General features: G+C 45.0%; 19 protein-coding genes. 11 read left to right on the top strand and 8 right to left on the bottom strand.

Annotation, left to right across the window (positions count from 1 at the left end; genetic code table 11):
* Positions 1–190 precede the first annotated feature (190 nt).
* Positions 191–823, top strand: coding sequence for a LysE family translocator (locus ACWYVB_RS06620; RefSeq protein ID WP_457528424.1), 633 nt, complete (start codon positions 191–193; stop codon positions 821–823).
* A gap of 79 nt (positions 824–902) precedes the next feature.
* Entirely contained in the window at positions 903–1325 is a 423-nt protein-coding gene (locus ACWYVB_RS06625) for a GNAT family N-acetyltransferase (protein ID WP_262646033.1), read from the top strand.
* A 99-nt stretch (positions 1326–1424) separates the two neighbouring features.
* Here the strand turns inward: ACWYVB_RS06625 and ACWYVB_RS06630 are convergent, their stop codons facing one another.
* Positions 1425–3119, bottom strand: coding sequence for a phospho-sugar mutase (locus tag ACWYVB_RS06630; protein ID WP_281189861.1), 1695 nt, complete (start codon positions 3117–3119; stop codon positions 1425–1427).
* Positions 3120–3449: 330 nt separating this feature from the next.
* Here ACWYVB_RS06630 and coxB point away from each other — a divergent pair, with 330 nt between their 5' ends.
* Genes coxB through ACWYVB_RS06650 form a run of 4 tightly spaced genes read left to right on the top strand, consistent with a single transcriptional unit; the run spans position 3450 to position 7737 of the window.
* Complete coding sequence (gene coxB, locus ACWYVB_RS06635) at positions 3450–4613, top strand: cytochrome c oxidase subunit II (RefSeq protein ID WP_006742066.1); 1164 nt, start codon at positions 3450–3452, stop codon at positions 4611–4613.
* Positions 4610–6241, top strand: coding sequence for a cytochrome c oxidase subunit I (gene ctaD / locus ACWYVB_RS06640; RefSeq protein ID WP_457528427.1), 1632 nt, complete (start codon positions 4610–4612; stop codon positions 6239–6241). Before coxB ends, ctaD begins: the two co-directional genes overlap by 4 nt.
* Before the next feature lie 20 nt (positions 6242–6261).
* Positions 6262–6801, top strand: coding sequence for a cytochrome c oxidase assembly protein (locus ACWYVB_RS06645; protein WP_256953109.1), 540 nt, complete (start codon positions 6262–6264; stop codon positions 6799–6801).
* A 51-nt stretch (positions 6802–6852) separates the two neighbouring features.
* On the top strand, positions 6853–7737 hold the full coding sequence (locus ACWYVB_RS06650; protein ID WP_161444679.1) for a cytochrome c oxidase subunit 3: 885 nt from the start codon (positions 6853–6855) through the stop codon (positions 7735–7737).
* 13 nt (positions 7738–7750) lie between these two features.
* Here the strand turns inward: ACWYVB_RS06650 and ACWYVB_RS06655 are convergent, their stop codons facing one another.
* The gene (locus ACWYVB_RS06655) at positions 7751–7987 is read right to left on the bottom strand and encodes a DUF2909 family protein (protein WP_005391169.1); all 237 of its coding nucleotides are present in this window, start codon (positions 7985–7987) and stop codon (positions 7751–7753) included.
* On the opposite strand from ACWYVB_RS06655, the gene ACWYVB_RS06660 reads away from it, so the two are divergent.
* The 4 genes from ACWYVB_RS06660 to cyoE are packed head-to-tail and all read left to right on the top strand — an operon-like array spanning position 7980 to position 11227.
* Positions 7980–8777 carry an SURF1 family protein gene (locus ACWYVB_RS06660; protein ID WP_457528429.1) on the top strand — a complete coding sequence of 266 codons (798 nt, stop codon included), beginning with the start codon at positions 7980–7982 and terminating at the stop codon, positions 8775–8777. The two genes, ACWYVB_RS06655 and ACWYVB_RS06660, sit on opposite strands and share 8 nt — an antisense overlap.
* Positions 8767–9303, top strand: a complete 537-nt coding sequence (locus tag ACWYVB_RS06665) for a hypothetical protein (protein ID WP_047008370.1) — start codon at positions 8767–8769, stop codon at positions 9301–9303. Before ACWYVB_RS06660 ends, ACWYVB_RS06665 begins: the two co-directional genes overlap by 11 nt.
* 12 nt (positions 9304–9315) lie before the next feature.
* Positions 9316–10335, top strand: a complete 1020-nt coding sequence (locus tag ACWYVB_RS06670; RefSeq protein WP_193447324.1) for a COX15/CtaA family protein — start codon at positions 9316–9318, stop codon at positions 10333–10335.
* Entirely contained in the window at positions 10328–11227 is a 900-nt protein-coding gene (gene cyoE / locus ACWYVB_RS06675; protein WP_457528432.1) for a heme o synthase, read from the top strand. The genes ACWYVB_RS06670 and cyoE overlap by 8 nt, the downstream gene beginning before the upstream one ends.
* 81 nt (positions 11228–11308) lie before the next feature.
* Here cyoE and ACWYVB_RS06680 read toward each other — a convergent pair whose 3' ends face one another.
* The gene (locus tag ACWYVB_RS06680) at positions 11309–11782 is read right to left on the bottom strand and encodes an FKBP-type peptidyl-prolyl cis-trans isomerase (protein WP_005391162.1); all 474 of its coding nucleotides are present in this window, start codon (positions 11780–11782) and stop codon (positions 11309–11311) included.
* A gap of 13 nt (positions 11783–11795) precedes the next feature.
* Positions 11796–12428: a thiol:disulfide interchange protein DsbA/DsbL gene (locus ACWYVB_RS06685; RefSeq protein ID WP_134645874.1), complete on the bottom strand. Its 633-nt coding sequence runs from the start codon at positions 12426–12428 to the stop codon at positions 11796–11798.
* A gap of 279 nt (positions 12429–12707) precedes the next feature.
* Between ACWYVB_RS06685 and ACWYVB_RS06690 the strand changes: the two genes are divergently transcribed.
* Positions 12708–13334, top strand: a complete 627-nt coding sequence (locus ACWYVB_RS06690; protein WP_048625248.1) for an OmpA family protein — start codon at positions 12708–12710, stop codon at positions 13332–13334.
* A gap of 191 nt (positions 13335–13525) precedes the next feature.
* On the opposite strand, the gene ACWYVB_RS06695 is transcribed toward ACWYVB_RS06690, so the two are convergent.
* From ACWYVB_RS06695 to ACWYVB_RS06710, 4 genes are all read right to left on the bottom strand, one after another.
* Complete coding sequence (locus ACWYVB_RS06695; RefSeq protein WP_193447321.1) at positions 13526–13885, bottom strand: glutaredoxin family protein; 360 nt, start codon at positions 13883–13885, stop codon at positions 13526–13528.
* Between the two features lie 111 nt (positions 13886–13996).
* A complete protein-coding gene (locus tag ACWYVB_RS06700; RefSeq protein WP_124007598.1) occupies positions 13997–14539 on the bottom strand; it encodes a hypothetical protein in 543 nt (180 codons plus the stop codon).
* Entirely contained in the window at positions 14526–15071 is a 546-nt protein-coding gene (locus ACWYVB_RS06705; protein WP_005391156.1) for a YaeQ family protein, read from the bottom strand. The genes ACWYVB_RS06700 and ACWYVB_RS06705 overlap by 14 nt, the downstream gene beginning before the upstream one ends.
* A 91-nt stretch (positions 15072–15162) precedes the next feature.
* Entirely contained in the window at positions 15163–15372 is a 210-nt protein-coding gene (locus ACWYVB_RS06710; protein ID WP_005375625.1) for a cold-shock protein, read from the bottom strand.
* Between the last annotated feature and the right edge of the window lie 243 nt (positions 15373–15615).

The following is a 15615-nucleotide window of genomic DNA, read 5'->3' on the forward strand; positions in this document are numbered from 1 at the left end:
ACGGATCCATCGTGCTTATTTTTGTACAAAATTGCCATTCGATTTTTATAAATAGGCGAATTGATTGTTATTTTTCACCCTGGCAAACTATGATTTTTATTTTCTGAATTATCTTGGTGATTTTGGGCTGGCTGTTGTTATTTTGTTGGTATAACATTCGCCGCTTTGTTGTAGAAAAAGCGGTTCCATCATGATTGATTTATCTGTACTTCCTGTTTATCTCACCGCAGTAGTGGCTTTGTTGCTGTTACCAGGGCCCGATATGTTGCTTATCGCGAGCTCTAGTATGAGTTACGGCAAGAAGGTCGGTCTGTTTGCTAGCTTAGGCAATGCGACGTCTGGTGTTATTCTTACTTTGCTTGCTGCAATGGGCGTATCTACCCTGATTGCAATGAGCCCAATCGCCCTTAAAGTCCTTCATCTATTAGGTGGCGCATACTTGCTAAAAATGGGCTGGGACTGCTTACGAGCTGAGGCATCTTCGGCTCCAGAGCTTGATGGTCAAAACAAAATGGCGTCAACTTATTATCAACGTGCCTTGATGAGTAACTTGCTTAACCCTAAAGCGTTGGTATTTTTTGTGATGTTTTTGCCGCAGTTTGTCTCAAGCAATATCACAGCGTCTTCTGGTGAGCAGATGCTAGCACTAGGGTTATTGTTAAACGTCCTTGGCTTATCATTCAATTTATTGCTTGTTGTGCTGGCAGGCACATTGGGTAAGGGGCTGATCGAGAACGAGAAATTCCGCACGTATCAACATAAATTAATGGGTTTAGTGTTCGTTATTCTCGCGTTGTGGATGCTGAGCAGTTTCGCCTTGTAAAGTTATCATATTCCACCAGAAAGCCAGCAATTGCTGGCTTTTTGTTTTAGGATATTGGTGTTTCCTAAGGAGAGGATGTATGAAGCTTGAATTTTGTTTAAATCCAGATCAAACAGACCTTGATTTTGTTCGTGAAGGTATTCGATCTTATAACCGACTGCATTTGCCTGAAGGGGAAGTGCATGCTGTGGGATGTTTTGCTAAAGATGAGAATGGCAAGATCATGGGTGGTCTGACTGGCGAAATGTTTAAAAACACGGTGTTTGTTGAGTTTTTGTGGGTAGATGCTGAAAGTCGGACATCTGGTCTCGGTAGCCAGTTAATGTCAATGTTAGAAGAAAAAGTAAAGCCTCACGGGGTTACCCATGTTTATTTGGATACCTACAGCTTCCAAGCTCTTGAGTTCTACCTCAAATTGGGTTTTGAAAAAGTAGGGCAGTACTCAGGCTATCCTGCAGAGGGTATCCACAAGTACTTTCTACAAAAGGAAATTGTAGGCTAGGGAAAAGCACGGGTTAGCTTGACTTGTTCTAGTTAAAATCAAAAAAGAGGCGCGAATTTGCGCCTCTTGTTGTATCAAATATCTATGTTTCTCTTTGACTTACAAACTTTGCTGGTGCGCGTCGATAAGTTCGTTCATCTTCGCCTCTGCCGCTTGCTGTGCTTGTGCATAGCTCATATCCGCAGGGAAAAGGTTGATGACTTCGTAGTAACATTTTAGTTTTGGCTCAGTACCCGAAGGGCGAACAATCACACGAGACTGATCTTCTAGGTGATAAATCAATACGTCACTTGCTGGTAAGTCAATGGATTCTTCTGAGCCGTCATCAAACATGCGAACTGATGTTTTTAGATCTTCAGTTACTGCGACTTTTTTACCAGCAATCTCTGTTGGTGGGTTTGCACGGAGCTTGTCACCGATTGGTGGAGAGTTTGGGTCGAGAGCGATACTGCGCTGCGCGTTAAAGTAGAAACCGTGCTCGCGGTACAGTTCTTCCAGTTTATCCCATAGTGTTTTGCCTTGAGCTTTAAGTTTACCTGTTAGCTGGGCAAATGCGACGATTGCAGATAAACCATCTTTATCCCACACCTTGTTACCCACGGTATAACCGAGCGCTTCTTCATAAGCAAACAAGAATGGATTGGCTTCTGTCTCTTGCTCCATGGCAACGTTAGTAAGCCATTTGAAGCCTGTTAACGTTTGGTAGTATTGGGCGCCATGCGCTTTGGCAATGCTACTCAGCATTCTTGATGATACGATGGTGTTGCCAACCAGAGCGTTAGATTGCTGTTCTAGCAAGTAATCGCCAAACAGTGAACCCACTTGGTCGCCGGTTAACATCTGATATTCGCCATCTGGGCGTTTAACTGCCACGGCAAAACGGTCTGCATCTGGATCGTTAGCGCAAGCGATATCTGCATCTACGGACTTACCTAATGCCATCACCATATCCATTGCACCGGCTTCTTCAGGGTTTGGGAAGTTGACGGTTGGGAAGCTGCCATCAGGTTCGCGCTGTTCCTTAACACTTGCCACTTTTTTGAAGCCAGCGTCTGCGAGGAGCGTTTCCGCCATATTCGCCCCAACGCCATGCATCGCAGTGTAAGCGATAGAAATATCGGTGTTGTTGTCAGGAGTAAGCAGCGCGTTTTCGTTCATCGTTTTACGGTAAGTTTGGTAGTAGTCGTCTTCCAACCAAACTAACAAACCGTGCTGTTTTGCATCATCGAGAGACATTAAAGGTAATGGCTTCGTTGTTGCGTCATCAATTTTCGCTGCGATTCCAGAGTCGTGTGGAGGAATGATTTGTGCGCCATTCTCCCAATATACTTTAAAGCCATTGTACTCTGGTGGATTGTGGCTAGCGGTAACAACAACAGCGGCCGCAGCATTCAATGTACGGACACCAAACGCAACAATTGGGGTCGCTGCGACGTCGTACGTTAGGTAAACCTTGATGCCAAGGGCTGTCAGTACGGACGCGGTATCATGCGCGAATTGTTTCGAATCAGGACGACCGTCGTAGCCAATAACGACACCACGACTTGCGGCATCTTTGACTTGCTCTAGCAAATAGTCTCCTAAACCAGTGGCTGTCTCTTGGATTACCAAACGGTTCATTCGGTTTGGACCTGCGCCCACTTTGCCGCGTAACCCTGCTGTACCAAAGGCAAGGCGTGATCCAAAGCGATCAGTAAGCTCTTGTTCATTATTTGTATCGACGAGGTGTTGTAGCTCTTCGCGAGTCTTAGGATCAGGGTCTCGTTCTAGCCATTGAGTAATTAGTGCTGTCATATCAATCATTCCTTAGTAGGGGGCGCCTACTTTCTTGGACACTTCGTTTTGTAAGTATCTCAATGTTTTCTTTTAAATTAATGTAAATGGTTCTCAATTACATTTCAAAGAGGGCAATCGATAAACCGAATTAATTTTTCTTATCCGAACAAAATTTAATCATATTTAATTTCTTGAAGAACCTTGGAACTATAACTAGCCTTTTAACATAAATATAACAAACCGTGTCGAAATCGTAGTTTTTGTGATTTTTCGTAAAGTTGTTCGATATTTGCATCGGGACGCAAGGAAGCTCGCGCAAGCGTAGCGGCTGAGCAGAGGAGAGATCTTTTGAAAAGATTAACGACTACTCTAGCCTTATCACTGAATGTGATTTTAATCACATTCTCCTCTTTCAGTTGGTCAAAGGAAAGTGACTACAACATGACCAAAGGGGTCACAGCGATAAGTGGGCAAGTGTATGAATTACATATGCTGATTTTCTATATCTGCTGCGTAATTGCTTTGATTGTATTTGGTGTCATGTTCTATTCCATCTTTCGTCATCGCAAGTCAAAAGGAGCAGTTGCCGCACATTTCCACGAAAGTACAAAAGTGGAAATTATTTGGACGGTTATACCCATCATCATTCTTGTCGCCATGGCGATTCCCGCAACGAAAACTTTAGTCGCAATGGAAGACACAAGCCAATCAGATATCACGGTCAAGATCACAGGCTCGCAATGGAAATGGCATTACAGTTATTTTGGTGAAGATGTTGAGTTCTTCAGTTTGCTTGCCACCAGCCAAAAGCAAATTGATGGTATTGAGACAAAAGGCGCGCATTATCTGTTGGAGGTAGACAACCCTTTGGTGTTGCCTGTGAATCGTAAAGTACGTTTTTTGATGACTTCTGATGATGTCATTCACTCATGGTGGGTGCCGGATTTTGCTGTCAAGAAAGACACCATCCCTGGTTTTATTAATGAAGCATGGACAAGAATTGATGAGCCAGGCGTATATCGCGGTCAATGTGCGGAGCTATGTGGTCGTGCTCACGGGTTCATGCCGGTGGTGGTGCATGCGATGGAAGAAGAAAAGTTTGATGAATGGTTAGCGAGTAAGAAGGAAGAAATCGCACTTCAAAAAGCGGCGGCACAAGAGGCGCTCTCTCAAGACTTATCCATGGATGAGTTGATGTCGCAGGGCGAGTCGATATACACGGCGCGTTGTGCTGTGTGCCATCAGGCGAATGGTGAGGGGATTCCGGGTGCATTTCCCGCGATTAAGGGCAGCCCTATCGCAACAGGCCCAATTTCAGAGCACATTGATGTGATTGTGAATGGCCGTCCGGGCACTGCAATGCAGTCTTTTTCGAACCAGTTAAGTGACAAAGAAATTGCTGCGGTCATCACATACCAGCGAAACGCATGGGGCAACGACACTGGTGATAGGGTGCAAGCATCCGATGTGAATGCCTTTAAGGCACAAGGCAGTGCTAAGGAGGAAATATGAGTAAGCCAATAGAAAAGGCAGTGAAGTCTGCTCCAGCGGAAGCCAGTGCAAACAGTACCATTGCGATTGATGATGGCCATGATCATCGTGCTCCCCAAGGTATTGCTCGTTGGCTGTATTCCACAAACCATAAAGACATTGGCACCCTGTACCTTTGGTTTAGTTTCGCGATGTTTCTGACTGGTGGGGCGATGGCGATGGTCATTCGTGCCGAATTATTCCAGCCTGGACTTCAGCTGGTTGATCCACAGTTTTTTAATCAAATGACTACGGTACACGGTTTGGTGATGGTGTTTGGTGCTGTGATGCCAGCATTTACGGGCCTTGCTAACTGGATGATTCCAATGATGATCGGGGCTCCAGATATGGCGCTACCTCGCATGAACAACTTGAGCTTTTGGATTCTACCTTTTGCATTTCTTATTTTATTGAGCTCGTTGTTTTTACCTGGCGGCGGCCCCGATTTTGGCTGGACGTTCTATGCTCCGCTGTCCACGACTTATGGCCCAGATAGCACCGCGCTGTTTGTATTCTCTGTTCACATCATGGGGATCAGCTCCATTATGGGCGCGATCAACGTTATCGTGACGATCGTAAATATGCGAGCTCCGGGAATGACTTGGTTCAAGTTACCAATGTTTGTTTGGACTTGGTTAATCACCGCTTTCTTATTGATCGCGGTTATGCCGGTATTAGCGGGTGCAGTGACGATGGTTCTTACTGACAAATATTTCGGGACTAGCTTCTTTGATGCTGCTGGTGGCGGTGACCCGGTGATGTTCCAACACATCTTTTGGTTCTTTGGTCACCCAGAAGTGTACATCATGATTTTACCGTCGTTTGGCATCATTTCTGCCATCCTTCCTGCTTTCAGTGGGAAGAAGCTGTTTGGTTATCATTCGATGGTTTACGCGACGTGCAGCATTGCGTTGTTGTCTTTCCTTGTGTGGGCGCATCACATGTTTACAACGGGGATGCCAGTTTTTGCAGAGCTTTTCTTTATGTATTGCACCATGCTGATTGCGGTACCAACAGGGGTGAAAGTCTTTAACTGGGTCGCCACCATGTGGCGTGGGGCTCTGACATTTGAAACGCCAATGTTGTTTGCCATTGCCTTTATTGTGCTCTTTACGATTGGCGGTTTCTCAGGGTTGATGCTGGCGATTGTGCCGGCGGATTTCCAATATCATGACACTTACTTCGTGGTTGCGCATTTCCACTATGTGTTGGTATCTGGTGCTGTATTCTCGATTATGGCGGCTGCGTACTATTGGCTACCTAAGTGGACAGGCAATATGTACGACCACAAGCTGAGTTTGTGGCATTTCTGGTGCTCGATTATTTCAGTTAATGTTTTGTTTTTCCCGATGCACTTTCTAGGTTTAGCGGGTATGCCAAGACGTATCCCGGATTACGCTATTCAGTTTGCTGATGTCAATCAAATCGTCTCCATTGGTGGGTTTGCGTTTGGGTTGTCACAATTGATCTTTTTATGGGTGGTGATTAAGTGTATTCGTGGCGGTGAAAAGGCCGCTGCAAAACCGTGGGAACGTGCGGAGGGCTTAGAATGGACAGTGCCAAGCCCGGCGCCCCATCATACGTTTACTACGCCGCCTAAAGTCGATTAGAAACGAATAGGGTGAGTGAGATGAAACCGAATCCATCAAACAAAAAGCTCACAGTGAAGTTGCTTTTAGCGACCCTTTTGATGTTCGGGTTTGGCTACGCACTTGTCCCATTGTATGACGTAATGTGCGACGCACTGGGTATCAATGGAAAAACAAGTGAAGTGGCCGCGATTCAACCAACTGGTATGCAGCCAGATATGAGCCGAACTATTCGCGTGGAGTTTATGGCACATGTCAGCCCAGATATGCCTTGGGAGTTTAAACCCAAAGTGATTTCGATGGACGTTCATCCCGGTGAAGTCGTGCAAACCGAATACCTTGCATTTAATGAAAGCGGGCAGAAGTTGGTAGGGCAAGCCGTTCCCTCTGTTTCTCCCGGGGATGGTGCCGCTTATTTCAATAAGATTGAGTGCTTTTGTTTTAACCAACAGCCTTTGGATGGCAAACAACAAGCTCAAATGCCGTTGATTTTTTATATCGAACCGGACTTACCGGAGTCGATACACACGTTAACGCTGTCTTACACACTCTATAAACTTCCCCCTCCTACAGGTTCTTAGCCACTCAAGGAGAGAGATACAGACCAAGGCTGGTCAGTAAGGAGAGAAATTATGAGTAACAAGCCAGGAACATATTATGTTCCCGCTCAAAGTAGCTGGCCGATCATCGGTGCATTTGCTCTATTTTTAGTTGCCGTTGGTGCAGGAATGACCGTTCAGGGGACACAAAGTGAAGGGGCTGTGGGAACCATTGGTAGCATTGTGCTAGCGGTAGGTTTTCTGTTCTTGCTTTACATGTTGGCGGGCTGGTTTAGTAATGTGATTACTGAGTCACTGAGTGGAAAGTACAGCTCGCAAATTACTCGTTCTTTTCGCCAAGGGATGAGCTGGTTCATCTTCTCTGAAGTGATGTTTTTTGGTGCCTTTTTTGGTGCGTTATTCTACGCCAGGATGATTTCTGTGCCTTGGTTAGGTGGGGCAGATAACAACTTCATGACCAACGAGGTTTTGTGGCCAACCTTCGAAGCGATGTGGCCACTCACACTGACTCCGGGTGGAGACACAACGCAAGCTATGCCGTGGCAGGGCATTCCCCTTACTAATACTATTTTGCTGTTATTGTCGTCGATTACACTGCATATGGCGCACATAAGCCTTGAAAAAGACAAAAGAACGGCACTGATTGTTTGGTTGGAAATCACCATCGTGCTTGCGGGCTTTTTCCTATATTACCAAGCGGTTGAGTATGCTCATGCTTATCAAGAAATGGGGCTCACGTTGCAATCTGGTATCTACGGAAACACCTTCTTTATGCTGACGGGTTTTCACGGTTTGCACGTTTGTCTTGGGACGATTTTCTTAATCGTATTATTGCTCCGAATCGCTAAAGATCATTTTTCGTCTAACAACCATTTTGCCTTCCAAGCAGGTAGTTGGTATTGGCACTTTGTGGATGTGGTTTGGTTGTGTCTGTTTGTGTTTGTGTACGTGTTGTAGGTGCATTGGGCGATTAGTAAGGACGGGGATTCGGAGCCAGCCAGCCTGAACTGAGCGCAATAAGTAGAAGGATAACTACTAAAGCGGAGAACATGACTCGACGGCCTAAGTAATGACTCATAGGTTTGTCTCTTTTTTCGGGATTATCTGGGTCTTCACGAACCATTTCGATAAGCGCTTTTGCGAGGTTGAAGATAATGAAAAGCAGCAAAAGGACAAGCGTCAGTTTGAATAGAAATACGGTGGACATAGCACCTCCGGTTTCATCGTTGTTGTTATCGAGACAATTATGGCTATCGAAACGGTTTTGGGTTGCAGTTGGTTTAACTGTGGTTGTGTTTTCTCTTTTGGTCAAACTGGGTTTTTGGCAGCTTGAGAGAGGGCAAGAAAAACAGGCTTTGGAACAAGCCATTCTTGCGCGAGCGGATAGTGCGTACCAAACATTAGGCGAAGTTCTTGAAGAAAACGATTGGAGAGAAGGCAGCATTCTCGGGAAAAAAGTGGAAGCTAATGTTGTTCCTCAGGCGTTTCCCGTGATTTTACTGGATAACCAAACGCATCAGGGCAATGTGGGCTATTTAGCATTTCAGATTGTCTCTATGAGTGATGAATCAGGAACCTATGCATTATTAGAGCTTGGTTTTTTGGAGGGAATAGCAGATCGTTCAGTATTACCAACCGTCACAACACTCGAAGTCTCGACCTTTATCACGGGACGTCTGTACCGAAAATCTGCTAACCCGCTGAGCTCTGAATTAATGCCAGAAGTTGGCGATGCCATTCGTGTGCAGAACCTGAATATCGTGCAACTGAATCAGCTACTTAATATTGAACTTATGCCCGCAGTCTTGCAGCCAGACAATCTAAAAAATTGGCCTTACGACTTTCCTTGGAACCCATTGCCGCTCAACAGCGCCAAGCATTTCGGTTATTCGATTCAGTGGTTTTCGATGGCGGGCGTTTTCTTATTATTGACCTTAATTGTTTTTGTTCGTTGGCAAAGAAAATTGCGTCATATGGAGGTGAAGCATGACATCTAAAGTAACCAAAGGGCGGCTAATGTTGATTGCGTTGGTGTGTACGTTTGCGCTTCCTGCCGTCATCGCTAAGGTCATTCTCACCCAAGGGTGGTATCAAAGCGGTGTGACCAATAGAGGTGTGTTAGTTGAACCATACACAACGTTAGAGCTACTTGGTCAAGAGTCACCGCTCAAGGAGCACAGGTGGCAACTCGCTTATGTTTTACCTAATGAGTGCACAGAACAATGCAGGCAGCAGCTTTACCTGCTTCAGCAAAGCCATGTCGCTTTAGGAAAATATCAAGAGCGTGTGGTGCCGGTGCTTTGGCAGACAGAGTTGTCCGGTACCGTAGATGTATCGATGACGACAATGCAAATGAATCAATCGGTTACCGCCAAAGTGAAACCTGGACAAATGTTAATCGTTGATCCTCTTGGGCAACTGGTAATGTCTTACTCGCCAAAACCGAATGAAGATTTAGTCTCGTTCAACAAAGGTATGTTGGCGGATTTACGCAAGCTCTTAAAATTGTCACGAGTTGGTTAGAAAGGGGCGTATATGAAGTTAATTCAGTTGGTTAAATTCAGTTTGCTCCTAACTTTCGTGGTGATCATGTTAGGCGCGTATACTCGCCTTTCTGATGCAGGGTTAGGTTGCCCTGATTGGCCCGGCTGCTATGGGCATCTTGCTGTGCCTCATCAAGAAGAAGACGTAATACGTGCCAATCTTAATTTCCCTGAACGGGCTGTCGAGCATGAGAAAGCATGGCTTGAAATGATTCATCGCTATTTTGCAGGAACGCTGGGTCTGGTCATTTTTGTTATGACAGTGATATCAACGAGATCTGAGCGCGTGAATCCTACTATTCCGATGCTGCTCAGTGTACTGGTGGTCGGGCAAGCACTTTTGGGGATGTGGACCGTGACGCTCAAATTAATGCCCGTCATCGTAATGCTTCATCTGCTTGGTGGATTTACTTTACTGGTTCTGCAGGCGATTTTTTACTGCCAGTTAAAAGCGCAAAATAATCTCTATTTTTCTCCATCTTCCAGCTCGCTGCGAGGCTTCTCATTATTGGTCTTTCTGGTTGTTTTTATGCAGGTGCTGCTAGGAGGGTGGACTTCGTCAAACTATGCCGCGCTCATGTGCACCTCACTGCCGATTTGTGAGGGAGATTGGATGAGTCATCTCTCATGGAAAGAGGCGTTTTCTTTCTGGCAAACCGGATTCGAGAATTACGAGTTTGGTGTATTGGAGTATCCGGCAAGAATGACCATACATGTTACGCATCGCCTCGGTGCGATGGTCACCGCTACCGTCGTATTGGCTTATAGCATTATGCTCATGAGGCAAGATTCCCATCATTCACAGCGCATTGGAGGATGGTTACTACTCACTTTAGCGTGTCAAGTTATGTTGGGCGTGAGCAACGTTGTATTCCAACTTCCTATTTATGTCGCCGTGGCACATAACTTGGGTGCCGCCATTATGTTGAGTCTTGTTTGTGTGAGTCAGTTTTATTTGTGGCAGGGCAAAAAAGCTTGGAGTTACACCGCGAAAGGAGTTCGCTATGAGTAAAGAAATCGCACTGTCGTTAAATGAGCGAAAGCGACTAAGTGCCGTTTATTTGAAGTTAACGAAGCCTAAAGTAGTCGCATTAATGCTGGTGACGGCCGTTGTCGGGATGAGTTTAGCGCCTGTTCCTGAGTTTCCTTGGTTGCAGGCGGCGGTTGGCCTAACAGGCATTGGTTTGATGGCAGGCTCCGCGGCAGCGTTTAATCACCTGATTGACCGCCGCATTGATGCGAGAATGGCTCGCACACACAAACGTCCGTTGCCATCGGGTGAAGCTAAGCCGTTATCGGTGATAACCTTTGCGACGGCTTTAGGCGTCATAGGATTTGTTCTTTTATATGCGCTCGTCAACCCACTGACGGCATGGCTGACTTTGATGAGTTTACTCGGCTATGCAATGGTGTACACCATGTACCTCAAACGCGCTACTCCGCAAAATATCGTAATTGCAGGTATTGCGGGTGCGATGCCGCCTCTTCTCGGTTGGACTGCCGTAACAGGGCACTTGCATGCGAATGCTTGGCTGCTTGTGATGATCATTTTTATCTGGACGCCACCACACTTTTGGGCACTCGCAATTCATCGCGTAGAGGACTATCGTAAGGTGGATATTCCAATGTTGCCAGTGACACATGGTATCGAGTACACCAAAACTTCTATTCTGTTGTATACGGTGTTGTTGACGTTGGTTTGTGTGCTGCCGGTGTTGGTTGGAATGGTCGGCGTAGTTTATCTTTTTGCCTCGTTACTACTTAACGCTGGCTTTATGTACCATGCATGGAAGCTAAAATACGCGCCAGAGCCCAATACCGCGATGGAGACGTTTAAATTTTCTATCTATCACCTTTTTGCGTTGTTCATTGCATTGCTTTCGGATCACTATATTGGCTTGTAGCCTCTCTTTAAACAGAAAACGCCGCGTGGTTCGCGGCGTTTTTGGTTTTGATAGTTTGGCTTTTATGCAAAGTTTCTAGAATTATTGAATCTCTAACAATTCAACATCAAAGATCAAAACACTTGCTGGTGGAATCGGGCCTGAGCCACTTTTGCCATAACCGAGCGTGCTTGGTACGAAAAGGCGGATTTTTTCACCTTCGACCATGTATTGTAGGCCTTCTTGCCAGCCTTTAATGACTTGGTTAAGACCAAACGAAATTGGCTCACCGCGATTAACGGAGCTATCAAACACAGTGCCATCAATCAACGTGCCGTGGTAGTGCACTTTGACTTTGCTTGTCGCGGTTGGGTGAACCTCACCTTCGCCTTTTTCAAGAACAATGTATTGAAGACCACTTTCTGTTGTAATGACGCCTTCTTTCTTCGCATTCTCGAGCAAGAATGCTTGGCCTTTCGCAAAGTTTTCATCCGCTACTTTATGGTTTGTCCAAGTACGGTAAATGAAAAAGCCCGCCAGAATGAAAATAATGAGAGGAAACAAAAATTTAGACACGTAAGCTCCTTGTCTATTTAGGTTGTTTTAGCAAATAGTTAATGGTTTCTGCCATGGCTTCGACGCTGTCATGACCACCAGTAATGACTTGGTATTTTCCGTTAACGATAAAGGCTGGAACGGAGTTAATTTGGCCGCGAGTCGTGACCGCTTCTGCCTTAGTGATGTACTCAAACAGCGTTTTTTGCTGTGCTTCATCTAAATGGTAAGGGCTGATAAGGTTGCGAGACTCAAAGGCTTTCTCTACGGCGATTTGACGTTCCTCAGCAGTCGCATCAGGACCCATTTGTACGGCAGCAAAAAGATCCGCCATAAATGCTTTGTCAGGTGTCGACTCTAGTTGCATGACTGCAGTGTAGAAGATGATGGCGCTTACTTGTGCACTCTCATTGAAAGTTACATGCATTTTTTCAACGCTTTGCTCAGTTAGCGATTCGATTTGAGGGACAAACTCTTCCATTGAACGGCAGTGGCCGCAAGTTAGGGCAAAAGCTTCTGTCAATGGCGCCAAATCATATTCTTGAAGAGATACAGGCAAAACTTCGTATTGTTTGCCTTGCTGAGGCTGAGTGTTGCCGCTATCGCATGCCGACAAGGCCATCATGGCGGCAATCACAGCAAAGCCTTTCGATATGGTTTTTAACATAATAATGCTCTAAGTAAGAAATTTGCGTTAGTTTATCGGTTAACGATAGTGACTAAAACCATTAAATAACAATAAAGTGAGACGATTGGTAACAGACTTTTCCTGATGTGTAGGCTGCAGGGAGGTATTTTGGCATCGCTTTTTAATTTGAGAGATACTTGATATTGATTCCAGTGGCATGAACGCTGCATATACAAACCAATCGGTGGATAAAAGCGCTAAAGATTCGGCGTGTTTTGTCGACACAATGGACAAGAGTTTTTCTACGTTGGTAATGGTATGAAGCAGTGGTTTTTAATTGTTTGCGGCATTCTGACTGGGTGCAGTAGCCTTGATCAAGACATGGTTCCTGGCGGGAACATTTTAGATACAGCTCCTAAAACAAACACCGAGCTGAGACATCCTGAGTGGGGCTATCCGAGCGCCTCAAGTGTGGCTTCTTCACCTCGCACGTATCAGACTGAGAGGGCATCAGTAAAAAAGTCGCAAAATGTGACCTCTCTGGAAATGTTTCTGAACAGGCACAATATTCCTCATGAGACACTCAGTGGCGGTCACTTAATGATACGTTTGAAAGAGCAAGTGCATTTTCAAACTGGCTCTGCTCAGTTATCAGCGCAATCTCAAGACTGGATTCGAAACATTGGTCACTATCTAGCAGGAAGAACGGATGTGGATGTCGTGATCGATGGCCATGCCGATAGCACGGGAGCTGCCAGCTTTAATGACACGTTGTCAGAAAAGCGAGCTCGTGAAGTGGAAAAGCAACTGCTGGCGACGAGTATTCCTCGTCAACGCGTGTTTTCTAGAGGTTTTGGCGAGTATGTGCCGCAGTGCAGTAATTCGACAGCCAGTGGCAAAGCTTGTAATCGACGCGTAGAGCTAACGCTGATCGTTGATGAGTAAGGCGATGGTTGGTCGATAAACTACGTCGTTTGTTTTCACTAAGCCCTTATGTGTTTACTGGCGTTTCCGCCTGGGAATGAGCAAGAAGAGTGAACCCAAAGGCTAGGCATAGCAACGAGCAGCTAGACTGAATAGAAAAGAGGCACCTGTATGGTGCCTCTTTTACATCCGCCAATGTTCATAGGGGGAACTTAGGCAAATTCTTTTTCAACGTAAGCGACGATGTCAGATGACTCGTATAGCCACTGTGTTTCGCCATCTTTTTCGATACGCAGGCAAGGGACTTTAATTCGTCCACCACCTTGCTCTAGTTCAGCTCGATGAGTCGGGTTATTTTTTGCATCACGTAGCTCAATGTTCACTGATTGACGCTTCATTGCACGGCGGACTTTTACGCAAAAAGGGCAAGCTTCAAATTGGTAAAGTGCGTATTGCTTTGCTTTTGCATCAATACGTTGTTGTTCTTCTGCACTGCGTTTAATACCACGAGGTGAGAACACGGCGTTCAGCAATAAGATAACCTTGCCTAAAATCCAACGGATAAACTTCATAATGATCCCTTGATGTTCATTGGGTAATTGTCCTTTAAAAATGCAATCATGATGCTTGTTGCATTGAGCGTGAAGTCTATCAGTTGTTTGAAATGGATAAAACCATGTATTTTATGCGGAAAACAAGCGTTTTAACCTGCCCCAAAAACCGCTAGTCGAAGCTGGACTGGCTTCTCTACCTAGATAAAAGCTTTGCATCAGTTCGGTTCTGAATGCATCAACATCCATGCGTTTTACAACAAGCTCGTGTTGCAATGTATTCTGAGTTTGCTCGGCATGATCGTGCGCCAAGCTAAAGTCCATATTCAAATAGCCTTGAGTATAAAGCCAAAGGTGGGTTATCAAGATAAGGTCTTCTGCGGACTGGTTAGTGAACTTATCCGCGTGCTCATCACCCAAGGAGTCAGTCAGCACTTGCTGCATTTGCTGGGCAGAATGCGCATGTTGCTCATAGTTAGCGCTGGCTTCAATATGCGACTTAGTCAAAAGACCAAGCAGGTGAAGAGTAGGCGCCGTGGCGGGTTTGTTCTCACAAACTTTTGTAAACAGTTGTGACTGTTCTTTTAACCAACGTCGCTTTGCCGCTTTATGTTCTTTAACGAAGGGAATTTCTTTGAATCCCATCTCTTGACTCAGTTCACTAAGAGACGTCATGGCTTTTTAGTTCCTTCACCGTTACTTCGACGTGTTGATCGTTGATATCAACAAAAATAGAGCTGCCGGTAATCATAACAGAAAGGCTAGTGCCTCGGTCAAGGTGCTGACAAATCAAGTCGATAGCGTCGTAGTCAAAGCTTTCTACGTTGACGGGAAGCATTGAGAACTTTCCTGACATTTTATCCCACCATACCGTCGCTTTAGTGTTATAAGTGTAGACTTTTACGTGTTTTGCTAGGCGAGAGGCTTTCTTAATTCTTTCTGGTTCTGGTTCGCCAATTTCAATCCAGTGAGTAATGCTTTGATCATCGCCAACATGCCATAAATCAGGCTCTTCAATTGTAGAAAGCCCTTTCGTAAACTCTAAGTTACTTTGAGCGTTTAAGCAGTAAGCTAAAACACGAGCCAGCATTCGTTGAGGTTTTTCTGAAGGGTGAAGGGCGATAGTTAGATTTTTAGAATCGTAATAGTCGTTATTCATATCGGAAATGGCGATACGAAATTTATAAATAGTTGGTTTAAGAGCCATGGATTTATATCGTTTTTGTTGGCAAAAATAAGTTATAGACAAAAAAATAGCCAGCTTTAAAAGCTGGCTATCGTATCAAATTCTTTAAGAATTAAAGTACTTTGATTTGCTCTGCTTGAGGGCCTTTTTGACCTTGAGAGATAACAAATTCTACTTTCTGGCCTTCAACTAGAGTACGGAAGCCGTCACCAGTGATTGCAGAGAAGTGAGCAAATACGTCAGGACCGTTTTCTTGTTGAATGAAACCGAAGCCTTTAGTTTCGTTGAACCACTTAACTGTGCCAGTAGCTGTGTTAGACATGTCTATTTCCTAAATATCTAAATAATGTAATCTTTCGCCTCAACGGCGCTTATAGCGTGGAAAAATAAATTGCTATTGCGTACCACAGGACGACGGGTTACAAGTAATCCAACGAAATGTGAAAACAAAGAACTTTCTTTCTAGCCGTGTTTGAGTCTAGGTTAATTCCACGAAGAGTCAACATATATTAGTGCTTTATGGACAAATATTTGTATTTAGTCACTATTTAACCAGCATGTTTTT

It is taken from the genome of Vibrio sp. JZG10 (genome assembly GCF_054064075.1).